The 24,795-nt window shown below is 60.8% G+C and carries 24 protein-coding genes; 15 read left to right on the top strand and 9 right to left on the bottom strand.

Annotated features, from left to right (window positions below):
• The first annotated feature begins 10 nt into the window (after nt 1–10).
• The 11 genes from L904_RS22295 (at nt 11) to L904_RS22245 (ending at nt 13,142) form a co-directional block, all read left to right on the top strand.
• Nucleotides 11–796 carry an ABC transporter ATP-binding protein gene (locus tag L904_RS22295; RefSeq protein ID WP_020809104.1) on the top strand — a complete coding sequence of 262 codons (786 nt, stop codon included), beginning with the start codon at nt 11–13 and terminating at the stop codon, nt 794–796.
• A 1-nt stretch (nt 797) separates the two neighbouring features.
• Complete coding sequence (locus L904_RS22290) at nt 798–1,499, top strand: ABC transporter ATP-binding protein (protein ID WP_020809105.1); 702 nt, start codon at nt 798–800, stop codon at nt 1,497–1,499.
• A gap of 2 nt (nt 1,500–1,501) precedes the next feature.
• Nucleotides 1,502–2,389 (top strand): branched-chain amino acid ABC transporter permease, encoded by an 888-nt coding sequence (locus L904_RS22285; RefSeq protein WP_003522496.1) that lies wholly within the window; start codon nt 1,502–1,504, stop codon nt 2,387–2,389.
• 1 nt (nt 2,390) lies between these two features.
• Nucleotides 2,391–3,398, top strand: a complete 1,008-nt coding sequence (locus tag L904_RS22280; protein WP_020810486.1) for a branched-chain amino acid ABC transporter permease — start codon at nt 2,391–2,393, stop codon at nt 3,396–3,398.
• A 74-nt stretch (nt 3,399–3,472) separates the two neighbouring features.
• Nucleotides 3,473–5,068, top strand: a complete 1,596-nt coding sequence (locus tag L904_RS22275) for a GMC family oxidoreductase (protein WP_031233946.1) — start codon at nt 3,473–3,475, stop codon at nt 5,066–5,068.
• A gap of 13 nt (nt 5,069–5,081) precedes the next feature.
• A complete protein-coding gene (gene mmsB / locus L904_RS22270) occupies nt 5,082–5,966 on the top strand; it encodes a 3-hydroxyisobutyrate dehydrogenase (protein WP_020810488.1) in 885 nt (294 codons plus the stop codon).
• The gene (locus L904_RS22265) at nt 5,963–7,918 is read left to right on the top strand and encodes an acetoacetate--CoA ligase (protein ID WP_020810489.1); all 1,956 of its coding nucleotides are present in this window, start codon (nt 5,963–5,965) and stop codon (nt 7,916–7,918) included. Before mmsB ends, L904_RS22265 begins: the two co-directional genes overlap by 4 nt.
• A gap of 4 nt (nt 7,919–7,922) precedes the next feature.
• Entirely contained in the window at nt 7,923–8,708 is a 786-nt protein-coding gene (locus L904_RS22260) for a 3-hydroxybutyrate dehydrogenase (protein WP_020810490.1), read from the top strand.
• Nucleotides 8,709–8,826: 118 nt separating this feature from the next.
• A complete protein-coding gene (locus L904_RS22255; protein ID WP_020810491.1) occupies nt 8,827–9,870 on the top strand; it encodes a helix-turn-helix domain-containing protein in 1,044 nt (347 codons plus the stop codon).
• Nucleotides 9,871–10,360: 490 nt separating this feature from the next.
• The gene (locus L904_RS22250; protein WP_020810492.1) at nt 10,361–10,702 is read left to right on the top strand and encodes a hypothetical protein; all 342 of its coding nucleotides are present in this window, start codon (nt 10,361–10,363) and stop codon (nt 10,700–10,702) included.
• 103 nt (nt 10,703–10,805) lie between these two features.
• On the top strand, nt 10,806–13,142 hold the full coding sequence (locus L904_RS22245) for a glucose/quinate/shikimate family membrane-bound PQQ-dependent dehydrogenase (RefSeq protein WP_035262702.1): 2,337 nt from the start codon (nt 10,806–10,808) through the stop codon (nt 13,140–13,142).
• Nucleotides 13,143–13,218: 76 nt separating this feature from the next.
• On the opposite strand, the gene L904_RS22240 is transcribed toward L904_RS22245, so the two are convergent.
• Nucleotides 13,219–13,719, bottom strand: coding sequence for a ferritin-like domain-containing protein (locus L904_RS22240; protein ID WP_020811535.1), 501 nt, complete (start codon nt 13,717–13,719; stop codon nt 13,219–13,221).
• Nucleotides 13,720–13,892: 173 nt separating this feature from the next.
• Between L904_RS22240 and L904_RS22235 the strand changes: the two genes are divergently transcribed.
• Nucleotides 13,893–14,378: an MgtC/SapB family protein gene (locus tag L904_RS22235; RefSeq protein WP_020811536.1), complete on the top strand. Its 486-nt coding sequence runs from the start codon at nt 13,893–13,895 to the stop codon at nt 14,376–14,378.
• Nucleotides 14,379–14,384: 6 nt separating this feature from the next.
• Here the strand turns inward: L904_RS22235 and L904_RS22230 are convergent, their stop codons facing one another.
• The 6 genes from L904_RS22230 to L904_RS22205 form a co-directional block, all read right to left on the bottom strand.
• Nucleotides 14,385–15,611, bottom strand: coding sequence for an FAD-binding oxidoreductase (locus L904_RS22230; RefSeq protein WP_031234132.1), 1,227 nt, complete (start codon nt 15,609–15,611; stop codon nt 14,385–14,387).
• 19 nt (nt 15,612–15,630) lie between these two features.
• Nucleotides 15,631–16,041 carry a TIGR02588 family protein gene (locus tag L904_RS22225; RefSeq protein ID WP_020811538.1) on the bottom strand — a complete coding sequence of 137 codons (411 nt, stop codon included), beginning with the start codon at nt 16,039–16,041 and terminating at the stop codon, nt 15,631–15,633.
• A 7-nt stretch (nt 16,042–16,048) separates the two neighbouring features.
• Nucleotides 16,049–16,909 carry a TIGR02587 family membrane protein gene (locus L904_RS22220; RefSeq protein WP_020811539.1) on the bottom strand — a complete coding sequence of 287 codons (861 nt, stop codon included), beginning with the start codon at nt 16,907–16,909 and terminating at the stop codon, nt 16,049–16,051.
• 53 nt (nt 16,910–16,962) lie between these two features.
• Nucleotides 16,963–17,403 carry a PPC domain-containing DNA-binding protein gene (locus L904_RS22215; RefSeq protein ID WP_020811540.1) on the bottom strand — a complete coding sequence of 147 codons (441 nt, stop codon included), beginning with the start codon at nt 17,401–17,403 and terminating at the stop codon, nt 16,963–16,965.
• A 61-nt stretch (nt 17,404–17,464) separates the two neighbouring features.
• A complete protein-coding gene (locus L904_RS22210) occupies nt 17,465–18,025 on the bottom strand; it encodes a type 1 glutamine amidotransferase domain-containing protein (RefSeq protein WP_020811541.1) in 561 nt (186 codons plus the stop codon).
• A gap of 18 nt (nt 18,026–18,043) precedes the next feature.
• On the bottom strand, nt 18,044–18,265 hold the full coding sequence (locus tag L904_RS22205) for a hypothetical protein (protein ID WP_020811542.1): 222 nt from the start codon (nt 18,263–18,265) through the stop codon (nt 18,044–18,046).
• 293 nt (nt 18,266–18,558) lie between these two features.
• Here L904_RS22205 and L904_RS22200 point away from each other — a divergent pair, with 293 nt between their 5' ends.
• From L904_RS22200 to L904_RS22190, 3 genes are read left to right on the top strand one after another with little or no spacing between them, the layout of a single operon-like run.
• Nucleotides 18,559–19,389, top strand: a complete 831-nt coding sequence (locus L904_RS22200) for an N-formylglutamate amidohydrolase (protein WP_020811543.1) — start codon at nt 18,559–18,561, stop codon at nt 19,387–19,389.
• A complete protein-coding gene (locus L904_RS22195) occupies nt 19,386–21,263 on the top strand; it encodes a flavohemoglobin expression-modulating QEGLA motif protein (protein WP_020811544.1) in 1,878 nt (625 codons plus the stop codon). Before L904_RS22200 ends, L904_RS22195 begins: the two co-directional genes overlap by 4 nt.
• Before the next feature lie 10 nt (nt 21,264–21,273).
• Nucleotides 21,274–22,320, top strand: coding sequence for a glutathione synthase (locus L904_RS22190; protein WP_020811545.1), 1,047 nt, complete (start codon nt 21,274–21,276; stop codon nt 22,318–22,320).
• A gap of 2 nt (nt 22,321–22,322) precedes the next feature.
• On the opposite strand, the gene L904_RS22185 is transcribed toward L904_RS22190, so the two are convergent.
• Both L904_RS22185 and L904_RS22180 read right to left on the bottom strand, forming a co-directional pair.
• Entirely contained in the window at nt 22,323–23,345 is a 1,023-nt protein-coding gene (locus L904_RS22185; protein WP_020811546.1) for an NAD-dependent epimerase, read from the bottom strand.
• Nucleotides 23,346–23,431: 86 nt separating this feature from the next.
• Nucleotides 23,432–24,763 carry a UDP-glucose/GDP-mannose dehydrogenase family protein gene (locus L904_RS22180; RefSeq protein ID WP_020811547.1) on the bottom strand — a complete coding sequence of 444 codons (1,332 nt, stop codon included), beginning with the start codon at nt 24,761–24,763 and terminating at the stop codon, nt 23,432–23,434.
• Nucleotides 24,764–24,795: the final 32 nt, after the last annotated feature.

Genomic DNA, 24,795 nt, shown 5'->3' with positions numbered 1-24,795 from the left:
GGAAAGCTTGATGACGATCGCTCCCGCCCTTGCCGGGCAGGCCGAACCTCGCGTCGTTCTTTCGGCGCGCGGTCTCTCCAAGACCTTCGGCGCATTCGCGGCCGTGAAAAACGTCGATCTTGACGTCCACCATGCCCGCGTGCATGCGCTTATCGGTCCGAACGGTGCCGGCAAAACCACGGTCTTCAACCTGTTGACCAAGTTTCTCCAGCCGACAGGCGGGGCGATCACCTTCATGGGAACGGACATAACAAGGACGCCGCCGGACAAGGTGGCGCGTCTCGGCCTCGTCAGGTCTTTCCAGATATCGGCGGTGTTTCCGCATCTGACGGTTCTGGAAAACGTGCGGGTCGCGTTGCAGCGGCCCAACAGCCTTGCAACGCAGTTCTGGCTGCCGCTCTCCTCGCTCGACAGGCTGAACGCCCGCGCCGAGGAGCTGATCGCCATAGTCGGCCTGACACGGGAAAAACATGCGCTTGCGGCCGATCTTTCTTACGGTCGCAAGCGGGTTCTCGAAATCGCCACTACGCTGGCGCTCGATCCGAAGGTTCTGCTGCTCGATGAGCCGATGGCCGGCATGGGCGGCGAGGATGTCTCCCACGTCGCCGAACTCATCCGCGAGGTGGCAAAGACACGCGCGGTGCTGATGGTCGAACATAATCTGAAAGTCGTGGCCGATATCTGCCACCACGTCACGGTGTTGCAACGCGGTGAAATTCTGGCGGAGGGCGATTATGCCGCCGTTGCCGCCGATCCGCGTGTGCGCACGGCCTATATGGGCACGGAGGAGGCTTGATATGGCGGCAATGCTCGAAGTCTCCAACCTGAAATCCTGGTACGGTGAAAGCCAGGCGCTGCACGGCGTCGATTTGACCGTCGGCGAAGGTGAAACCATCACTATTCTCGGCCGCAACGGTGTGGGCAAGACCACGACGCTGCGCACCATCATGGGCATCATTCGCAACCGCAAGGGCTCCATCAAGCTGGGTGGCAAGGATCTGATGCCGGTGCCGCTGCATCGTACGGCGAAATACGGCCTCGGTTTCGTGCCGGAGGAGCGCGGCATCTTCGCGACGCTGAGCGTCGAGGAGAACCTGAAGCTGCCGCCTGTCGTCGCATCCGGCGGCATGACGCTCGATGAAATATACGAGTTGTTTCCCAATCTCTACGAACGCCGCACCAGCCCCGGCACCAAGCTTTCCGGCGGCGAGCAGCAGATGCTCGCCATGGCGCGCATCCTGCGCACCGGGGTCAAGGTGCTGCTGCTTGACGAACCGACCGAAGGGCTTGCCCCGGTCATCGTCCAGCGCATCGGCGAGGTGCTGCAAAAGCTGAAGAGCCGCGGCATGACCGTTGTTCTGGTCGAACAGAATTTCCGTTTTGCCAGCCGTATCGCCGACCGTTTCTACCTGATGGATCACGGCCACATGGTCAGCAATTTTCCGGTCAGCGAGCTTTCCGGCCGCATGGGCGAGCTCAACAAGGTGCTGGGAGTTTAACCATGACGATGATCTTCGGCGTTCCAATTCAGGCACTGCTCGGGCAATTGCTGGTGGGCCTTATCAACGGGTCGTTTTATGCGCTGCTGTCGCTTGGCCTTGCCGTCATTTTCGGCCTGCTGCGCGTCATCAATTTTGCCCATGGCGCGCAATATATGCTCGGCGCTTTCGTCGCCTTCCTCGGCCTGCAATATTTCGGCATCAATTTCTGGGTGGCGCTCATCGTCACACCTTTCGTCGTGGCGCTTTTCGGTGCGATCGTCGAACGCTTCCTGCTGTCGCGGCTTTACGATCTCGATCCGCTTTACGGGCTGCTGTTCACCTTCGGTCTGGCGCTGGTGGTGGAAGGCACGTTCCGCTGGCTTTATGGCGCGGCGGGCCAACCCTATTCGGTGCCGCGCGAGCTTGCCGGCGGCACCAATCTCGGCTTCATGTTCCTGCCGAATTACCGCGCTTTCGTCGTCGTCATTTCGCTCATCGTCTGCATCGCCACCTGGGCGTTGATCGAAAAGACGCGGCTTGGCTCCTATCTGCGCGCTGCGACGGAAAACCCGACGCTGGTGCAGGCTTTCGGCATCAATGTGCCCGTTCTCCTGACGTTGACCTACGCGCTGGGCGCCGGCCTTGCCGGGTTCACTGGGGTTCTCGCCGCGCCGATCTATCAGGTCTCGCCGCTGATGGGCACGAACCTCATCATCGTCGTCTTTGCCGTGGTCGTGGTCGGCGGCATGGGGTCGATCATGGGCGCCATCGTCACCGGTTACATGCTGGGCGTCGCCGAAGGCTTGACCAAGGTGTTCTACCCGGAAGCCTCCAACATCGTCATCTTCGTCATCATGGCCTTTGTGCTGCTCATCCGCCCCGCCGGACTTTTCGGAAAGGACGCCTGATATGTCCAAAGCCACCCATAGCCCCACTGCCGGTACGATACCGCAGACGGAAGTGTCCGCGACTGCTGGAACCATCAAGACCGTACTAATTCTCGCAGGGCTTGCCGTCCTCATCGCCGCGCCGATGTTCGTTTATCCGATCTTTCTGATGAAGCTCCTGTGCTTCGCGCTGTTTGCCTGCGCCTTCAACCTCCTGATCGGTTACACGGGCCTGCTCTCCTTCGGCCATGCGGCGTTTTTCGGCGGTGCAGCCTATTTCACCGCCTATTCGGTGAAGGAATGGGGCGTGACGCCCGAGATCGGCCTTGTCATCGGCATGGCGGGTGCGGCGCTGCTCGGTCTCGTCATCGGCTTCTTCGCCATCCGCCGCCAGGGCATCTATTTCGCCATGATCACGCTGGCGCTGTCGCAGATGTTTTATTTCTTCTGCCTTCAGGCGCCCTTCACCCATGGTGAGGATGGCTTGCAGGGCGTGCCGCGCGGCCATCTCTTCGGCCTTCTCGATCTCAATGCGCCGCTCAACATTTATTACACGGTGCTGGCCGCCTTTGTGCTCGCACTTCTGGTTATCTGGCGTTTCGTCAATTCGCCCTTCGGCATGATCCTGAAATCCATCCGCGAAAACGAACAGCGCGCCATTTCGCTGGGCTACAGCGTGCAGCGCTACAAGCTCGGCGCTTTCGTGATGTCGGCGACGCTGGCCGGTCTCGCGGGCGGTCTGAAGGCGCTGGTCTTCCAGTTCGCGACGCTGACGGATGTGACCTGGCAAATGTCCGGCGAAGTGATCCTGATGACGCTGCTCGGTGGCATCGGCACCATGATTGGCCCGATTTTTGGTGCGGGTCTCGTTGTCACGCTACAGAATTATCTCGCGACATCCGATTTCCCGGTCACCATCATCACCGGCCTCGTTTTCATGGCCTGCGTTCTGGTGTTCCGGCGCGGTCTGATCGGCGAATTTTACGCGTCGCGGCTCGGGAGAAAACTCGGCTTTCAGCACCGCAGCTAGACATTTTTGAAAACACAGACAAGGCCTCCTCCGCGTCCGGGACGACGCGGCAAGGGTGGCGTATGGAGAAGAGCATGGGCGAATATGACTATATCGTCATCGGAGCGGGGAGTGCCGGATGCGTTCTCGCCAACCGCCTTTCGAAAGATCCGAACAACCGCGTGCTGCTGCTGGAAGCGGGTGGCAACGATAATTACCACTGGATCCACATTCCGGTCGGTTATCTCTATTGCATCAACAATCCGCGCACCGACTGGTGTTTCAAGACGGCGGAAGAGCCGGGGCTGAACGGTCGCTCGCTGATCTATCCGCGCGGCAAGGTGCTTGGCGGCTGCTCCTCCATCAACGGCATGATCTACATGCGCGGCCAGGCGCGCGATTACGATATGTGGCGGCAGCTAGGCTGCGAGGGCTGGGGGTGGAACGATATCCTGCCCTATTTCCTGAAGTCGGAAGACTTTTATCGCGGCAAGAGCGATCTGCATTCCGCCGGCGGCGAATGGCGCGTGGAAAAGGCCCGCGTGCGCTGGGATGTGCTGGATGCCTTCCAGAAGGCGGCGGGCGAGGCGGGTATTCCCGCGACCGATGATTTCAACCGGGGCGACAATGAAGGCGCCGGTTATTTCGACGTCAACCAGCGGGCGGGCTGGCGCTGGAACACGGCGAAAGCCTTCCTGAAACCGGCGCTCGGCCGCAAGAACCTGACGGTTCTGACCAAGGCCCATGTCAAGCGCCTCATCATCGAAGAAGGCCGTGTCACCGGCGTCGAGTTTCACCATGACGGCGTCTTGAAAACAATGCGGGCGCGGCGCGAGACGGTATTGTCCGCCGGCGCAATCGGCTCGCCGCATATTCTGGAGCTTTCCGGCGTCGGCCGTGGCGATGTGTTGCAGGCGGCCGGTATCGATACGGTGGCGGAGGTTCAGGGTGTGGGCGAGAACCTGCAGGACCATCTGCAACTGCGCATGGTCTACAAGGTCTCCGGCGTCCTGACGCTGAATGAAAGGGCCTCCACCCTGTTCGGCAAGGCGCGCATCGGCCTCGAATATGCGTTGACGCGCTCGGGGCCGATGTCGATGGCGCCGAGCCAGCTCGGTGTCTTCACCCGTTCTTCACCCGAGAAGGAAACCGCCGATCTGGAATATCATGTCCAGCCGGTTTCACTCGACAAGTTCGGCGATCCGGTTCACACTTTTCCGGCCATTACCGCAAGTGTCTGCAATTTGCGGCCGGAAAGCCGGGGCTCAGTGCATGTGAAAGGACCGGATTTCGCCATGCAGCCGGAAATCCGCCCGAACTATCTTTCCACCGAAGGCGACCGCCAGGTGGCCATCGACGCCATGCGGCTGACGCGCCGCATCGTCGCCCAACCGGCCTTCGCGCGCTTCAAGCCGCAGGAATACAAGCCGGGTCCCTCCTTTGAAAACGACAATGATCTTGCAAAGGCGGCCGGCGATATCGGCACCACCATCTTCCACCCTGTCGGCACGCTGCGCATGGGGTCGGATATGGAAAGCGTGGTTGATGCGCGGCTGAAATTCCGCCGGCTCGCCGGGCTGCGCGTCGCCGACGCATCGGTGATGCCGCGCATCACATCCGGAAATACCAATTCCCCGACGATCATGATTGCCGAAAAGGCCGCCGACATGATCCTTGCGGATAATCGCTGAAAGGAGCGCTCCGATGAAGACCGTCGCTTTTATCGGGCTGGGACATATGGGCCTGCCCATGGCCGCCAATCTCGTCAAGGCCGGATATGCCGTCAGGGGTCACGATCTTTCCGAAGCCTGCCGCGCGGCGGCGAAAGAGGCGGGCGTTCCCGTTGCGGCGGATTCCGCCGAGGCTATCGAAGCGGCTGACGTGATCATCACCATGCTGCCGAAGGGCGAACATGTCGTGTCGGTCTATGGCGACCTGGTTCGGAAAATCCCGGCCGGAACGCTGCTCGTCGATTGCTCGACGGTGGATATGGAAAGCGCGCTTAAGGCGCACGAGCTGGCCGCTTCCGCCGGTTGCCCCTCGGTCGATGCGCCCGTTTCCGGCGGAACGGGCGGGGCTGCGGCGGGCACCCTGACCTTCATGTGCGGCGGCGAGGCTGCGGCTTTCTCTGCAGCAAAGCCGGTGCTGGAGGCGATGGGCAAGAAGATCGTGCATTGCGGCAAGGGCGGTAACGGCCAGGCGGCGAAGATCTGCAACAACATGATCCTTGGCATTTCCATGATCGCCGTTTCCGAAGCCTTCGTGCTGGGCGAAAAACTCGGGCTTTCGCATCAGGCGCTGTTCGATGTCGCCTCCACCTCTTCCGGGCAATGCTGGTCGCTCACCACCTATTGCCCGGTGCCGGGACCGGTGCCGACATCGCCCGCCAACAAGGATTATCAGCCCGGATTTGCGGCGGCCCTGATGCTGAAGGATCTGAAGCTTTCGCAGGAGGCGGCGAATGGAGCCGGGGCCTCCACCCCGCTCGGTGCGGCGGCGGCGGCGCTTTATGAGAACTTCGTCGATGAGGGGAGCGGGGGACGTGATTTCTCCGCCATCGTCGAAATGCTGCGCGGGAGCGAAGCATGACGGACGCCGCGCCATCCGACATCTTATGGGTGCCGCCGGAGAAGAGGCTGGAGCGCTCGGCGCTTTTCGCCTTCGCGACGAAAACGGCAAAGCTGCACGGGCAGGCCGCCGATGACTATACCGGCCTGCTGCGCTGGTCCATCGACGCGCCGGATGAATTTTACGATGCGCTGTGGGACGAACTCGGCATTATCGGCACGCGCGGCGAAACCGCATTCAAACCGGGCGCGACGATCCGGGAGGCCGAGTTCTATCCGGGCGCGAGGCTCAATTATGCCGAAAACCTGCTGCGCGATGCCGATGAGCGGCTGGCTATCATCGCCCATCGCGACGATGGCACAAGGCGCGAAATTACCCGCAGAGAGCTTTACGACGAAGTGTCCCGCATGGTGCAGGCGCTTGCCCATGCCGGTGTGAAGGAAGGCGATCGCGTCGGCGCCATCGTCACGCATGATATCGAGGCGATTGTCAGCTATCTGGCTGTCAGCGCCATCGGGGCGATCTGGTCCTCCTGCTCGCCGGATTTCGGGCCGGCGGGAGCCTCCGACCGCCTGTCGCAGATTGACCCGAAAATCCTCATCGCCGTGCCGGAATATGGTTATGCCGGCAAACGCATCGATGTCGGCCCGACCATCCGCGCCGTGGCGGAAAGTGCTATTCCTGAAAAGATCGTGCTGATCGGCGACGCCGTTCCCGATAGCCTTGCCGATCTCGGCTGCGTGACGCTTACAGCTTTCGTCGCGCCTTATGCGGCGGGCGAGATCGCCTTCAACCGCCTGCCCGTCAAGGCGCCGCTGGCGATCCTTTATTCCTCCGGCACCACCGGCAAGCCGAAATGCATCACCCATTCCGGCGGCGGTTTGCTTCTTCAGCACATGAAGGAACTGAAGCTGCAATGCGATATTCAGGAAGGGGAGCGTTTTTTCTATTTCACCACCTGCGGCTGGATGATGTGGAACTGGCAGGTCTCCGGTTTGGCGCTCGGCGCAACGCTCGTCACCTATGACGGCAATCCCGGTTATCCCAACCCTGCGCGGCTGATCGATCTCGTCGACGCCGAACGGATCGCCACTTTCGGCACGTCGGCGAAGTTCATCGACGCCTGCCTGAAGGCCGGGCTGAAGCCGCGCGAAAGCCACGATCTTTCATCGCTGAGGACAATTCTTTCCACCGGCTCGCCGCTCATCCCGCAATCCTTCGATTATATCTATCGCGACTGGAAGGCCGACGTGCACCTCGCCTCCATTTCCGGCGGCACGGATATCTGCGCCTGTTTCCTTGGCGGTAACCCTTTGCAGCCCGTGCATCGCGGCGAATTGCAGGGTGCGATGCTCGGCATGGATATCGACACGCTGGACGATGAGGGCCGTTCCGTTCGCGGTGTTGCCGGCGAACTCGTCTGCCGCAATGCGCATCTGTCCATGCCGGTAAAGTTCTGGGGCGATGAGGACGGTTCGCGCTATCGAGCCGCCTATTTCGACCGGTTCCCCGGCATCTGGGCGCATGGCGATTTCGCCGAACTGCGCCCCTCCGGCGGTTATGTCATCCATGGCCGTTCGGATACGACGCTCAATCCCGGCGGGGTTCGCATCGGGACTGCGGAAATCTACCGGCAGGTGGAGACCGTGCCTGAAGTCGAAGAGGCGATAGCCGTGGGGCAGGATATCGAGGGCGACCAGCGGGTCATCCTCTTCCTGCGCATGAAGGGCGGCGCGGTTTTGACGGAAGAGCTGGAAAAGACCATCCGCAGCCGCATCCGTTCGGGCGCCACACCGCGGCATGTGCCGGCAAGGATCATTGCCGTCAGCGCCATTCCCCGCACCCGTTCGGGCAAGATTTCCGAAATCGCGGTGCGCGACACCATCCATGGCCGGCCGGTGAAGAATGCCGATGCGCTCGCCAATCCCGAAGCGCTCGAACTTTTCCGCAACCTGCCGCAGCTGAAGGACTAGGCCGATGGAGGATCAACCGAAAACCGTGCTTGTCACGGGTTCCACCAGCGGCATCGGGCTTGCCATCGCCAGGCGTTTCGCCGAGGCGGGGTATCTGGTCGCGGTGCATGGCATAGAGACGGCCGAGGAGGCGACGCAGGCGCTGGAGGCGGTCGCGAAGGTGGCGCGGCACAGGCCGGTCTATTTTGCCGCCAACCTCGCCAATTACGATGAAAGCGCCCATCTGCCGGAAACCGTCATCGCCGAATTCGGTCATATCGACGTCCTCGTCAACAATGCCGGCATTCAGAAGGTCGCGCCGATCGACGAGTTCGATTTCGCCGATTTCTCCCGCATCGTCGCCATCTCGCTCGACAGCGCGTTTCACACCATCCATGCGGCCTTGCCGGGCATGAAGGAAAGAGGCTGGGGCCGCATCGTCAACATCGCTTCCGCGCATGGCCTGCGCGCTTCGCCCTTCAAGGGGCCTTATGTGGCGACGAAACATGCGGTGGTGGGCCTGACGAAAAGCGTGGCGCTGGAAGTGGCCGAACTCGGCATCACCTGCAACGCCATCTGCCCCGGTTATGTCTGGACGCCGCTTGTCGCCGCCCAGGTTGCCGATCAGGCGCGCGTGCATGGCATGAGCGAGGAGGATGTGGTGAAGAAGGTGATGCTTGCGCCGCAGCCGACCAGGCGGTTTGTGCAACCGGAAGAAGTGGCGGAAATGGCGCTTTATCTCGCGGGCGATATGGCCCGCTCCATCACCGGCACCACCATTTCGATCGATGGCGGCTGGACGGCGAAATAATTTTCGCGCACGCGCTTGAAGCGAACCGTCTCATCGGCTTCCGGCATTGTTGAGCGGTTTCAATCCTGTATAGTTTTCGTGAACGGCGGGGTCAGCGCCGTGTTCACGGAAAAGCATCATGATGAACACAGGGTCTTTTGAAGCGCCGCTGGCGCGCTCGCGCTTCGATACGCGCCAGGTGCCGAAACGCGACGCCATGGGGCTTTGGCGGGATTCGATCAACGTGCTGTTCGATGCCCGGCTGCGTCGCCCGCAGGATGACGGTTTCTTCGCCAGCGTCGATGCGGCTTTCATCGGCAATGTCGCGCTCGGCCGCACCCAGTCCTCGGCGCAGGATTTCGACCGTTCGCGCCACAAGCTTGCCCGCGACGGCATGGACGGTTTTCTCCTGCAATTCTACGCCAGCGGACAAAGCATGTCGCGGCGCGGATCCGGCGAGACCGCAGGCCCCGGCGACCTCTATCTCATCGACATGGCGCAGCCGCTTGCCACTGCAACGACCGATCACGACCATCTCAGCCTCGTCGTGCCGCGCCGGCTGCTGGAGGGCAGGCTTGTCGGTTCCGGCAATCATCATGAACGTGTTCTGCCGGCCGGTTTGCCGCTGGTATCGCTGCTGCGCGAAACGATGACGAGCATCTATCGCCATTTCGACGTGATGAACGCCAGTGAAGGCGCATCGACGGTCTCGCCGCTTCTGGAGCTTGCTGCGGCCGCCATCAACAATCACGTCGGGCACGACAATGCGCAGGGCGTGCAGCGGGCGCTCAGGGCATCCATCCGGCGCTATATCGACAATCACCTGCTCGATCCGGCCCTGTCAGTGGAAAAGGTGATGGGTGAATTTGGCGTGTCGCGACGCACCGTCTACCGGCTGTTTGAGCCGCTGGGTGGGTTTTCGGCCTGCATCACCCATCGGCGTCTCGAACGTGCAATGGATTTCCTGCGGGCACCGCAATCGGCGCATATGACGATTGCCGAGGTGGCGGCGTCCTATGGTTTCACCAATCCGGAAAATTTCAGCCGCGTCTTCAAGAAGACCTTCGGTCTTTCGCCGCGTCAGATGCGGCATTTCGCTTCGGAGAACCGCGACCTCACGTCGGATATTGTGAAGCCGGATAGCGCGGAATGGACCCGCTGGATCGTGCAGCTCGGCCGCTGACCACGCTTTTTCGGATGCCCTTCTGACACTTTATGCGGGTTTGTTGGCACAATCCGACCATTCGCTGAGGCTACGGCGCGATAGGGATGCGCATATCTTCCAGACGTGGCAAACAGGGCAGGTTATTTTTATCAATATATTGCCTGACAATCATGATGCTGAGAATCCTCGCTTTTCTGGACCTGTGTCGCCAATGGCGCCATGCGTTGAAACAACACCTCTCCTTTTCCGGCCCCCGATTTCGCAGGCGGCCATCACTCCTGCCGTTGGCGAATTCAGACAGTCCCGCAGACGATCCATCGGAAACGGATGATGGAGCGCGGCGGCCGGTTTCCTGGCTCGGCCTTGGGCAAAGCTTTAGTGCGGTGGATATGGCGGACTGTGACAGGGCGCGTTTGCCCGCCGAGTGAGGCTAACGTCGTTTTTCCAAGTCTGGAACAAAACCCTGACCTCAATGATTAGATCAACAGGGTTACAGGGAGTGAACGACATGGCCAGAGAAAATGCCAGCTATCTCGACGGTCGGAATGCGCCGAAAAGCGAAACGGCAACGCGTGCGCGGCAGGGATCGCGCGGACGTCCCGTCCTTGTCATTCTGATCGTCAGCGTGCTTCTTGCATTGGTGGTGTGGGCCGTTGTCGAATATTCGGTTTTCGAACCCGACGAAAACCTGCCGCAGAACCCGCAGACCGAGACTGCGCCCGTGCCGCAGCAGCCGTCCGGATCCGGAAGCTTCGACAATAATCCGGCGAATGGCCGCGCCCAGCCGCCGTCATCGACAGAGACAAATCCCGCGCCGCAGGGTTCGACCGGAGCACCGCAAAACCCGTGACCACCATGGCGTGAAGTTTTTTCGCACCGGTGATAATTTTCATGGAACCAGATCGCGCCCGATTTCATTTCACGCAAAGTGACAGGAATCGGGGGTTTCATTCATGGCAGTCACCGTCACTGCAGTTGTTCTCACGCTGATCGGTCTTGCGCTGTTCGGTTTCGGCTCTCAGCTCGTCATGCTGGGCGGGAGCTTTTATTACGTGCTTTCCGGACTGGCCTTTCTGCTGACGGCCATTCTGCTGTTCAAGCGCAATCGCGCAGCCCTTCACGTCTATGCCGTCTTCATTGTCGCGACGCTTGCCTGGGCCATCTGGGAAGTCGGCTTCGACTGGTGGCAACTTGGCCCGCGCGGCGGCATCATCATTCTCATCGGCCTCTGGCTTCTGGTTCCATGGGTCAGAAAGCCGCTCGGTTTTTCGAGCCCGACCGGGCTTAGCTATGGGCCGAATGCCTGGCCGCTTGCGCTTTCCGTCCTCGCCTCCATCGTCGTGGCCGGATATTCCATGGCGCAGGATCCGCACGATACGGCAGGTTCCCTGCCTCAGGAAACGGCCTCCGCCACGCCCGCCTATGGCGGCAATGTGCCTGACGGTGACTGGCATCAATATGGCCGCACACCCTACGGCCAGCGTTATTCGCCGCTCACCCAGGTCAATGTGGACAATGTCTCGCAGCTCAAGGAAGCCTGGCGTTACCAGACGGGCGATGTGAAGCTGCCCGATGATGTGGGTGAAACCACCTATCAGGTGACGCCGCTCAAGATCGGCAACACGCTTTATATCTGCACGCCGCATAATTGGGCGATTGCCATCGATGCCGCCACCGGCAAGGAAAAGTGGAAATACGACCCGAATGTCGGTCTCAATCCGGATCGCCAGCACCAGACCTGCCGTGGCGTTTCCTATTATGCCGAGCCGAATGCCGCTCAAGGCACGGCCTGCGCCGAGCGCGTCTATCTGCCGACCTCGGATGCGCGGCTGATCGCGCTTGACGCCGCCACCGGTCAGGTCTGCACGTCCTTTGCCGATCAGGGTGTGCTGCATCTTGAGCAGGGCATGAAATACAATCCTGCCGGTTACTATTATTCGACCTCGCCGCCCGTCATCGTGGCGGGCAAGATCATCATCGGCGGTGCAGTGAACGACAACTATTCCACGCAGGAACAGTCCGGCGTCATCCGTGCTTTCGATGTGAACAGCGGCGCGCTCGTCTGGAACTGGGATTCCGGCAACCCGGCGAAAACCGAACCGATTGCGGCGGGTGAAACCTACACCACCAATTCTCCGAATAGCTGGTCGGTCTTCAGTTACGATGAAGGCCTCGGCCTCGTTTATATCCCGCTCGGCAATCAGGTGCCGGATCAGCTCGGCATGGGCCGCAGCGAGAATGTGGAGAAATATTCCTCCTCCATCGTCGCGCTGGATATAAACACCGGCAAGGATCGCTGGGTGCGCCAGACGGTTCATCACGATCTCTGGGACATGGACGTGCCGGCCCAGCCGGTGCTGCTCGACATCACCAAGGATGGCCAGACCGTGCCGGCTCTCGTCGGCCCCACCAAGCAGGGCGATATCTACGTTCTCGACCGGCGCACCGGCGAGCCGCTTCTGCCGATCACCGAAGAGCCCGCGCCGGGCGGCGCCATCCCGGAGGACTTCACCTCTCCGACGCAGCCGACAACAGCTTTGTCCTTCAAACCGGCGCCCTTGCAGGAAAAGGACATGTGGGGCGTCTCCATGTTCGATCAGCTCGCCTGCCGCATCCGCTTCCATCAGCTGAACTACAAGGGTCGCTATACGCCGCCCTCGCTCAATGGCTCGATCATCTATCCTGGCAATTTCGGCACCTTCAACTGGGGCAGCGTCGCGGTCGATCCCGAGCGTCAGGTCATGTTCGGCATGCCGACCTACCTCGCCTTTACCTCGCGGCTGGTGCCGCGCGCCGACATTCCGCCGAAGGGCCAGGACGAAAAGGGTAGCGAACAGGGCCTGAACCGCAACGACGGCGCGCCCTATGGCGTGTTCATGGGCCCGTTCCTCGGCCCGCTGAAAATCCCCTGCCAGGCCCCGCCATGGGGTTACGTCGCGGGTGCTGACCTGCGCACCGGCGATATCGCCTACAAGCATAAGAACGGCACGGTCCATGACATGACGCCGCTGCCGCTGCCCTTCAAACTGGGTGTGCCGGGCATTGGCGGGCCGATGATCACCAAGGGCGGCGTCGCCTTCCTCGGTGCTGCCGTCGACAACTACCTGCGCGCCTATGATCTGACGACCGGCAGGCAGCTTTGGGAAGCGCGCCTGCCGGCCGGCGGTCAGGCAACGCCGATGACCTATGCGCTGGATGGCGGCAAGCAATATGTGGTGATGGTTGCGGGTGGTCACGGCTCCGTCGGAACCAAGCCGGGCGACTATGTGATCGCCTATACCCTGCCGTAACTTCCGCAGGTTTCAAGACACTAAAAAAACCGGAATGGTCGCCCATTCCGGTTTTTTGTTGTCATAGCAGACAGCGTCATGCCGCCTTTTTCTGGGCTGCCGCATTGATCGAAGTCTTGGCGAGCGAAGTCAGCGCGTCATCGGTCTTGGACTCTTCCTTCAGCGTGGCGTCCAGCAGGGAAACGACATTGCCGTGTCCAAGCTTTTCCGCCCAGGCTTTCAACGTGCCGTAGCGGGCGATCTCGTAATGCTCGACCGCCTGCGCCGACGAGATGAGACCGGCATCGAGAGCCGCGGTGCCCTTGAAATCGTCGATGATCTCCTCACCTTCGGCAATGATGCCCTGGATCGCTTCGCAGGTCTTGCCCTGCGCCCGCCTGCCGATGATCTCGAACACTTCCTGCAGGCGCTCGATGTGTCCCTGCGTTTCTTCCTTGTGTTTTTCAAAGGCCTGTTTCAGCTTCGGATCGGTCGCCGCCCGCGCCATTTTCGGCAGGGCTTTCAGGATCTGCCTCTCGGCGTAGTAGATATCCTTCAGCGTATCGTAAAACAGGTCGTCGAGCTTTTTCTCGGCCATTGTTCCTTCTCCCATGTGTGAAAATCCATGACGTGCGCCCATGCGCACGGGAGACAAACCCTTTGCTGCGCCCATGGTTCCGGCTCGGTTGCGCGCAACGTTTATATTGCCGCGCGGAACCAACACGCCTCTTGCGAACTTAGTGTGAAGAAATTTCGGGAGGAGACGCCACAGTGCCCCAGAGCCTTGCAGAAGAATTTTCCATGAATATTTCCATCCCCTTCGAGGTGCTGCTGGTGCGTGTGTTCGGCGCGGTCATCCTGTGCGGCCTGATCGGTTTGGAACGTGAGTTTCACAAGAACACGGCCGGACTGCGCACCAACATGCTGATCGGCCTTGCCGCCGTCACCTTCTGCGTCATCACCATTCACATGATGGAGACGATGGCGGAAGGCCATGAGGCCGCGCGGCTCGACCCCATCCGGCTGGTGGAGGCCGTGACGGCGGGCATCGCCTTTCTCGCGGCGGGTGTGGTCGTTTATACCAGAGGCGATGTCAAAGGCCTGACGACGGGCGCCAGCATGTGGCTTTCGGCGGCAATCGGCCTCTCGGCCGGCCTTGGCATGTGGCCGCTTGCCCTTCTCGCTTCGGGAATGGGCATTATCGTCCTGTGGACGCTGCGCCGCTTACAGGTGGCGGCGGGCATCAAGGAGGAATGAACGATATCAGCCGAAGCGGAAAAGATCGGCGTCGGGATCCTTGCCGCCATTGACGGCGGTGGCCACGATTTCAGCGGCGATCTGGCTGAAGGTGATGCCGTTGCCGCCGAAACCCATCACGGCATAGACGTTGTTCATTCCGGGCACCGCGCCAATCAGCGGCAGGCCGGTGGTGGTCGTGCCGAAGGCGGCTGCCCAGCGATATTCCGGTTTTCCCATATCGATGCCGAGAAGCTTTTCGATCTTGCGGCGGATTGTCTCGGCCTTGGCGGCGAGCTTGCGTTCCGACTGGTAGGCGGTGGGGTTTTCCTCGTCCTCGCCTCCGGCGATCATCCGCCCCTCCCGGTCGGTGCGCAGGTAGAGATAGGGATCGGAGGCCTCCCAGACGATATGGTTCTCCAGCCAGTCGGGGAGGTCGAGCCCCTTTCTGCTCGCCAGCGCCCAGGTGGAAATGATCTGGTGTTTCGGGCTCTCCAGCATTTTCAGGAATTCATAGCCGGTGCAGAAAACGACATTGCGTGCTGAAAGAATTTTGCCGCCGGCGGTGGCAAGGGCAACCCCGTCGCCGAGGTTCCTGAGATCGGTGATCTCAAGCTGGGAGACGATTTCGGCGCCGGCGCCCGCCGTGTGGCGCAGCAGGCCGGCCGTCAGTTGCGCGGGATTGGCGGAGGCCGAAATATCGCTGAGGATGGCCCCGGTCCGGTGCAAGCCGTATTGCTCTCTCAGTTCCGCGGCGGTGAGAAAACGGGTCTCGATGCCCGCTTCTTTGCGGGCTGCCGCTTCGGCCTTCAACGCGCGCGATCCCATTTCGTCTCCAGCCAGATAAAGGGCCTGTTTGCGCTTCATGCTGCAGGAAATGCCGAGCGAAGAAACGATTTCCTCCAGCCGCAGGACAGCGCGGGCGGAACGCTGCCATGCCCTGTCTGCCACGTGCCTGCCGATCATCTTTCGAAGCTGTGTCAGCGGCGTGTCGATTTCGTGCTGGATCATCGCGGTGCTGGCGACGCTGCTGCCCATTACCGGCTCGCGCCGGTCGACGATCAGCATGGATTGACCCGGCCGTTGCAGGGCGTGGGAGACCAGCGCGCCGCTGATGCCGGCGCCGACGACGATCGTGTCGTAATGGTCGGCCTCCGGTGTGTGCCTGCTGCGGACGCCGATGCGCGGCGTAGCCGCCCACACGGGCTTTGAATCCCTGAGGTCGCGTTCTTTCGTCAGTTCCGATGTCGGCATGAAATCATCCTGAAAGGTGTCACGGCTCGATATAGCCGGCGACATTGATGGTGAGCGTTGCGCTGCGGGGATCGTTGCGGAAGAAAAGCGTACCGGTGTCGCGAGACTCCGAGGCGACGTAATCGAATGTCACATCGGCGCTCTCCAGCGTCGCGCCGTTTTGCTGCAGGTCGCCGCGCACCTGCACCTGCGCCGCCGTCGTCATGGAAAGGTTGCGGATATCGAACCGCACCCGGTATTGCCCGGCCTGCGCCTCCACGCCGGTAACGGCGATTTCGAAGCGGGCATCCTCCGGCCTGTAGCGATAAATATCATAACCGATCCAGCCGAGCATGGCGGCGACAAGAAGCGTGCAGATGGCGCCCGTCAGCCATTCCACCCAATGGGGCTCGGGGCTTTCCGTATGTTTGCGGCCCTTGGATATCGTCATCTTGTCCTCACAGGATCAGCCGGGCAGAGGCCGCGCCGATCGAGGCTGGAACGCCGAGAATGACGGCGGCATTCATGATCTGCGACAGCGAGGTGTGGTCGAGGCGCTCGAAGGTCCAGAGCGTATAGATGCTGATGGCGATGGCGATGACATAGCCGGGCAGGGTGAAGCGGATGAAGGATTGCCACCACATCTGCCCTTCGTGAAGCTGGTGCGAGCCCTTGAAGTGAAGCGCGTAGACAAAGCCATGCATGATGGCGATCGACAGCAGGCAAAGCGCCAGAATGTGATAGGGCGTCACCTTATAGGCGATCAGGATCATTTCTTCCGTCGGCGCGACATTGAGGCTGAGGAAAAGCGCGCCGACCACCATCATGAACAGTTCGTGCAGATAACCCGTCTCGCCGGAATATTCGCCCTCCTCTTCATCCTCCGCGTCGGAATGCTGACCGAGCTGGCTGCGCCCAAGCAGCGCGCCGATGCTGGCTGGAACGGATTGCAGCGCAATCTTGGCAACGATGTTGGAGGCGGTGATCTGGTCGTTCAGAATGCCGAACAGCAGCAGCACGGCGGCACTGACCGCAATGCCCAGCCCATAGGCCGTTATCGCATCGCGCAGCGCCTGGCTCCAGGAGTGAACATTTTCGAAACCGATGCGGCGGGCGAGAAGAAGCAGCAGCGGCAGGTTGAGGATGCAGAGCAGCAGAAGCCGCCAGGAATTGATGTAAAGACCGAGAAACCACATTTCCATGGTCATCAGCATGGGCAGGGCAAACAGCAATGCACCTGCCGTGCCGCGCGCGAGGCCGATCAGAAATTGCCCGACCTCGTCATCGTTCGCATCTCTTCGATTGATTGCCGCCACCATGCCGCCCCCTGTCCAGAGCGATAACGCAATGGCGTTTCTCCGGTTCCGTGGGTTTATTTCGCGGGGTCGATGAGAGCGATGCCGAATTCCGGGCGATAGCTGCGCCGCAATTCCGCAGGTGTTTCGCGGATGACGACTTCCAGCGTCGGCCGCACCACCCCTTTTAGAAAATGGCCGCCCTTGGTGGAGCCATCGGCAAAGCCCAGAACCACATGCAGGTGCGGATTGGGCGTGTCGTTCTCGTCAAGGGTGATATCGCCGAGCAGGCTCAGAACCTCGCTCTGGTCGGTGACCGGTATTTCCTTATAGTCCTGCGTCGAAAGATCGAAAAAGGCGAGTGTTGCCGTGGCGAAGGCGCCTATCGCGCTCACCGAGGCGGCGTTGATGTTCTCGACCTTGGCAAAGCGCCTGATGGCCTCGAATGCTTCTTCCTCGGGATCGATGACGAGGATGAAGGTACGCTCCGCGCCGCTTGCCAGCAATCTGCTTTTCATGTCTTCCTCCCAAATAGAAGTGTCGCCTGGAAACCGGCGGCACGGGAATAGGGTGCGTGTCTTAAGCGGCGCGGCGTTCGTGGCGGCCTTCCTCGACCTCTTCCACGATCTTGGCGACGAAGGCATCGAGATCGTCAGGGCTGCGGGAGGTAATGATCCCCTTGTCGGTCACCACCTTTTCATCCTTCCAGTTGGCGCCGGCGTTCTTGAGGTCGGTCTTGATGGACCAATAGGAGGTGGCGTCGCGGCCACGCAGGGCGTCGGCTTCGACAAGCAGCCATGGCGCGTGGCAGATGGCGGCCACCACCTTGCCGGATTTGATGAAATCGCGCACCACCCGCATCGCATCCTCGTCATGGCGCAGAACGTCCGGATTGATCTGGCCGCCGGGAAGAACCAGCGCGTCAAAATCTTCCGTTTTTACGGCTTTGGCGAGAAGGTCGACGGCGATGCTGTCGCCCCAGTTCTTCTTGTCCCAGCTCCTGATCTCGCCCTCCTTGATGGAGGCGATCTTGACGTCCGCACCTTTGGCCTTCAGCCGGTCATAGGGCACGCGCAATTCGGAACGCTCATAGCCGTCCGTTGCGAGAATGAGGATTTTTGCAGCGTTGATGGCAGTCATGTCTGTCTCCTTCTGGGTTCACTTGCCCTTGTCGGAATTCATGGAGGGCAGGAAAAATTCCACGTCCTTGAGGCGCTCCGCGTCGAGATTTTCGATGTGCGTTTGCCAGAACCGTTCGGCTTCCGCCGGTTCGTGCTGCCATTGGCGCACGAAGGTCTTGTTGTCGTCGATCATCACCTGACGCGTGCCGCCGAGACGCAAATATTCTTCCGCAAGTTTGCGTGTTTCGGTCTTTTCCATGTCGCGGCTCCTTGTGCGTGGAAAGCGGGAACGGAGGGGTGCCGGATGGGTAAGAAGCTCGGCTGCCATTTCGTTGGCCACCGGGAGAAAACGGAAAAATCCCGATGTTCTTCAGCGCCATCGCGTCCGCTTGACACGGCGGCCCCTCCTGCTGGAACAACGTGAGCTTTCCGGTAAGGTTCCGCAGTTTTTTCCGGCGGTGTCGTTGCCGAAGCCGAATGTATCGCGCGCAATTTTTTACCGGAACAAACGGGCATGTCCCGCTGTTTTATCCCCGATGCAGGGGAGGCAGCATGGCAGCCAGACAGAGCGACGGCGAATACCACGGTAACAACGAAAACAAGGGTTTCTGGTCGATCGATTTCGGCAATTCACCGGTTATCGGCACGGCCATTCACGACGGTCATCGCATTAGACCGGACGTATCCGGGCTCATCGCCCTTTCCCCGGAACAGCGGCTGCGGGAGGAAGACCCTTTCACCGGTGAGATGGTTGCGGGACTGACGAACCGTCTCGTCGTTCACCATTCGCGATTCGAAATCGATCTCAACCGTGCGGCCGATCAGGCGATCTATCTGAAGCCGGAACAATCCTGGGGGCTTGAGGTCTGGAAAGAGGAGCCGGCGCGGGAAGCCATCCGGCAGTCGCTCGATTTTCACGCCGACTATTATGCGATGCTGGAGACCGTGCTCTCTGCAATCGAAAGGCGGCACGGCGCTTTCGTGGTGCTGGATGTGCACAGCTATAATCATCGCCGGCAGGGCGCCGCCGCGCCGCCGACGGCGCAGGCGGAAGCGCCCGATATCAATATCGGCACCTTTTCCATGGATCGCAGCCGCTGGGGAGATATCGTGAGCGCGGTCGGGCACCATTTCGCGTCAGCGACCATCGGCGGACGCCGCCTCGATGTTCGCGAGAACGTGGCGTTTCAGGGCAAGGGGGAGCAGACCCGTTTCATCCACGAAAGGTTCGCCGAAAATGGCTGCGCCATCGCAATCGAGTTCAAGAAGTTCTTCATGGACGAGTGGACGGGAAAGCCGGATGCGCGTGTGGTAGCGGATATCCGCCAAGCGATCGCAGCACTCCAGCCGGTACTCGAAGAGTGCCTGAGGTCGCGGCGATGAACCTCTCTCCCGCCCGCAGCGCACCGTCTCCCATCGCCGATCTGGTCGATGACGTCGTGTCCTGCCTCGAGGCCGGCAAGGCCATTCGCCGCGATGTCGGCAAAGACGGCCGTCTGCATATCGACCGGCCGCTGCCGTTTCTCTGCCTGCATCTGACGGGCGGCACGAAAAATCTAGCCGCCCGCGATATCGCCGCTGCCCATGCCTCCTATCTGATCGCGTCGACCATTCAGGAGGCTGCGCCGCTGATCGAGGCCGTTGGTACGGTCATGCGGCAGCGTTTCGGCGCCTTCATGGTCCTCGATATCGGCGAGCTGGAGCATGACATCCTGCTGGCCGACGATTCGCCTTTCCTGCCGCATTATGAGGTTTCCGTCTCGGCGACGGCTGAACCCGAAACGCAGAATGCCCGCCGGGTCTTCATCAAGGCGGTTTGCGATGCCGAGGTACGTTTTCGCACGCCGCGCATCACCCGGCCGGAACCGGATGCCGATCCGGTTCAGCGCTTCAAGAAAGCGGGCCTCGATTTTCCCTGTATCAGCGTGCGTTTTGCGCCTATCTACCGCCAGCCGGAATCCGGTGCGGATTATCCGGGCCTGCGGGTGACGATGATCGCCGATCTTTTCGATGCCGGCTTGCAGGCTTTTTCATCCTTCGCTTCGGGCAAGGACGCGCTCAAGGTTACCAGCCATCGGGCGCTGGGGCGCAAGGCCTTCGTCGATGCGGTCAGGCGTGCCGACCGGTCCGTCGACGATATTGTTTCATCCTTCGATTTTCTGCTTTCCGTCACGCCCATCAATGCCCGCCGGGCCTTCGAGGAGTTTCGCGATGGCGGCTTTCAGTTCGCGCCGCGCCTGCTCTACCGGCCGCTCGGCGTCGATGTCGAGGAGCAGAAACGCAAGCTTTATTCCGTCGTTTTCGATCATCTGGAAGACCCGGTGCTTTATAATCTCTACCGGGAGAAACAGCAGGAGATCGATCTGCAGCTGACGATGCTCGCCAATCTGCACCATCGCACCTTCACCGATTTTTCACGCGCCCTTTATGGCGCTGTCGAACCGGCCCTCCTTCAGCTGGCGCTGCGGGTGCTTGCGGATTGCCCGCGTAGGGAGGAGACCAGTGAAATCGCCATGGTCGATTGTTACGCGGTCGCCAAGAAGTCGCGGGAGATGGTCGAGACCTATCTTGCGGAAGATCCGGAATTCAAGGCGCGCGTCGAAATCCGCGACGACCTGCCGCCGGGCCTGATGGTGACGGGCGAGAAGCTTCTGATTTCTCGCCACACCGTCATGGAACAACGCCGTGTCGAGGCGCTGTTGTCGCATGAGATCGGCGTGCATCTTCTCACCTATTTCAACGGCTCGTTTCAGGGGTTGCGCCTCTTCCGCACCGGCCTTTCCGGTTATGAGGGCGTGCAGGAAGGGCTGGCGGTGCTGGCGGAACATCTGGCCGGAGGCATGACGCGCGAGCGCCTGCGGCTGATCGCCGGCCGTGTTATCGGCTGCGCCGCCATGCTGGATGGGGCAAGCTTCGTGGAGACCTTCCGCATCATGACCCGCGATCACGGTTTCGATGAGGCCGGGGCCTTCAACATGGTGCTGCGCATCTATCGCGGCGGCGGCCTTTCCAAGGATGCGATCTATCTGCGCGGGCTGGCGGAGGTGCTGGAGCATCTGCGCAGGGGCGGGGCGCTCGATCCGTTCTGGATGGGCAAGATCGCCGCCGCCCATTTCCCGGTGATGCAGGAGCTGGCCCTGCGCGGCCTGCTTCGTCCGCCGGGTGTCAGGCCCGCATTCCTGCTGCCCGCCAAGGCCAACGAACGGCTGGAAAAAATACGGGCGGGATTATCCATTGCCGAACTGGCGACATTATAGGAGGGGCTTCATGCGTATCGCATTTTTCGTCAATTCCATCGAAACAGAGGGACCCAACTACGCCACCGGGCTGCTTGCCATGGCGGCGCTCAATCGCGGCCATGAGGTGGTCTATCTGACGCCCGGCGATTTCACGTTGCGCTCGGACGACAGCCTGACCATTCACGCCACCGTGCTGCCGAAGGGTAAAGTCAAGAAAGGCGAGACGTTCCATTCCACGCTTCAGGACAAGGCGCTGGAGCGGCGGACCATGGATGTCGAGGAGATCGATGCGCTGATGCTGCGCAACGACCCTTCGCTCGATCAGACGACGCGGCCATGGGCGGTGCATGCCGGCATCCTGTTCGGGCGGCTTGCCGAACAGCGCGGCGTCGTGGTGCTGAACGATCCCGAAGGTCTGGCGCTCGCGCAGAACAAGCTATATTTCCAGAGCTTTCCCGAAATTGTCCGCCCGACCACGATCATTTCGCGCAATGTCGAGGAAATCCGTGCCTTTGCCGACGCGCACCCCAAGGGCGTCATCGTCAAGCCGCTGCAGGGCTCCGGCGGCAAGAACGTCTTCAAGATCGGCTCCAGCAAGGAGACCAATCTCAACCAGATTTTCGAGGCGGTGAGCCTCGAAGGTTATCTGATCGCGCAGGCCTATCTGCCGGCCGCCAAGGATGGCGACATCCGCTTCTTTATGATGAATGGCCGCCCGCTGATGCGTGAAGGCAAATATGCCGCCCTTCGCCGCGTGCCGGCCAAGGGAGACCTGCGCTCCAATATTCATGCCCATGGTACGGCGGAGGCGGCGACGGTGACCGATGAAATCGTGGCGCTCGCCGAAATGGTGCGGCCGAAGCTGGTGGAGGACGGCATGTTCCTTGTCGGGCTGGATATCGTTGGCGACAAGATACTGGAAGTGAACGTGTTTTCCCCGGGTGGCCTTTCCAACATCCGCGATCTCACGGAGATGGATTTCAGCGACACGATCATCGAGGCCGTGGAAACCAAGATCGCCATGCAGAGCGCTTCCGGCGGCACCATCTCCAACCGCCTGCTGGCGACGCTGTGAGGTTATTCCCGTAATTCGGCCGGGTGCATCTCGCGATACCAGGCGACGAGGGCCTTGATGCCCTCCTCGACCGGGGTTTGCGGCACGTAACCGGTCAATGCCCTCAGAAGATCGGGCGAAGCGAAGGTGCGGGGAACATCGCCCTGCTGCATCGGCAGCATGTTGCGGATCGCGGGTTTGCCGACCGCCTTTTCGACCGTCTCGACAAAATGCATCAGCTCCACCGGCTGGCCGCCGCCGATATTGACCACGCGGAAGGGCGCGTGGTGTGAGAGCGTGTCGGTGACACCTTCCTGCGTAACACGGTTTTCCTCGGAAGGGATGACCGCGCTCAACCGGACGATGCCCTCCACCAGATCGTCGATATAGGTGAAATCGCGGCTCATATTGCCTTGTCCGTAAATATCGATCGGCCGGCCGTTGGAAACGGCGTCGACGAATTTGATCGGCGCCATGTCCGGACGTCCCCAGGGGCCATAGACCGTAAAGAAACGGAAGGCGGTGGTGGGCAGCTTGTGTAGATGGGCATAGCTGTGCGCCATCAGCTCCATCGACTTTTTGGTGGCGGCGTAAAGCGTCATCGGTTCGTCGGCCTTGTCGCTTTCCGCGAAGGGTATTTTCTCGTTGGCGCCGTAGATGGAAGAGGTCGACGCCAGCATCAGGTGCTTGACCTGCAAGCTTCTCGCGAGCTCCAGCATGTTGAACGAGCCGATGAGATTGGAATCGATATAGGCCCGTGGATTTTCAAGACTGTAGCGGACGCCCGCCTGTGCGGCGAGGTGGATGATGATTTCAGGTTCGGCGGCCTCAGCCGCGCGCTTCAGCGCATCCGTATCTTCCAGCATGCCGATTTCGGCCCGGAAGCCGTTGGACCGGGAGAGAATGGCGTGGCGTTTTTCCTTGAGGCTGACATCGTAATATTTCGTCATGCCGTCGAAGCCGGTCACGAAATGGCCGGCGTCCAATAGTCGCTTGGCAACGTAAAAGCCGATGAAGCCCGCCGTGCCGGTAACCAGATAACGCATGATGATTATATCCCGAATCCCTTGGTGCGTTTGCGGTCTGACCGAAGCGCAGAAAACCTTTTAATGAAATGGCGAAAACGAAACCTCTATGCGCCCTTGTCGGAACCGCCTTCATGCGGACGACCGACCGCGGCATAGATGAAACCATGCGCGGCGACCTCATCCGTGCGGTAGATATTGCGCAGGTCCACCAGAACAGGGGTTTTCATGATCGCCTTCAGGCGCGGCAGGTCGAGCGCGCGGAACTGGTTCCATTCCGTCACGATCACCACGGCGTCGGCATCTTCCGCCGCCTCGTAGGGGCCGGCCGCGTATTCGATGTCTTCCATCAGGTGGCGGGCATTCGCCATGCCTTCCGGGTCGTAACCGACCACCTTCGCACCGCCGTCCTGCAGGGTCTGGATGATGGCGATTGCGGGGCTGTCGCGCATGTCGTCGGTATTCGGCTTGAAGGTCAGCCCAAGCACGGCGATCTTCTTGCCGCGCACATCGCCGCCCACCGCATTGATGACCTTGCGGCCCATGGCGCGTTTGCGGTTGTCGTTAATGGCGATGGTGGTTTCGATCAGCCGCACCGGCGCGTCATAATCCTGCGCGGTCTTGGCGAGCGCCAGCGTGTCCTTCGGGAAACAGGAGCCGCCATAACCGGGGCCGGCATGCAGGAATTTCGGGCCGATACGGCCATCGAGACCGATGCCGCGCGACACGTCTTGCACATTGGCGCCGACTTTTTCGCAGAGGTCAGCCATTTCGTTGATGAAGGTGATCTTCATCGCCAGAAAGGCATTGGCGGCATATTTGATGAGTTCGGAAGCGCGCCTTGTGGTGAAGAGCAGTGGCGACTGGTTGAGATAGAGCGGGCGATAAACCTCGGTCATGACGGGGCGGGCGCGCTCATCCGAAAGGCCGACGACGATGCGGTCCGGCCGCTTGAAATCTTCGATGGCCGCCCCTTCGCGCAGGAATTCCGGGTTGGAGACCACGGCGAAATCGGCCGAGGGGTTTTCCTCGTGGATGATACGCTCCACCTCGTCGCCAGTGCCGACGGGAACGGTGGATTTGGTGACGATGACCGTGAAACCGTCCAGCGCATGGGCGATCTCTTTTGCCGCCGCATAGACATAACCGAGATCCGCATGGCCATCGCCGCGCCGCGAGGGCGTGCCGACCGCGATGAAGACGACATCGGCATTGGCAACGGCTGCGGAAAGATCGGTGGTGAAGCTCAACCGCCCGGCCTTGGCATTGTTGGCGACGATGACATCGAGACCCGGCTCGAAGATCGGAATATGGCCGTTTTTCAGGGCTTCGATCTTCTCCGGCATCTTGTCGACACAGACCACGTCATGGCCGAAATCCGCAAAACACGCGCCGGACACGAGGCCGACATAACCCGAACCGATCATCACAATCCGCATTCTTTTTCCTTTCGGTTAGCGAGGCCATGTTA

This window comes from Agrobacterium sp. LY4 (assembly GCF_001526585.1).
Classification (GTDB): domain Bacteria; phylum Pseudomonadota; class Alphaproteobacteria; order Rhizobiales; family Rhizobiaceae; genus Agrobacterium; species Agrobacterium leguminum.
This window is presented reverse-complemented; position numbering and strand designations above follow the sequence as displayed.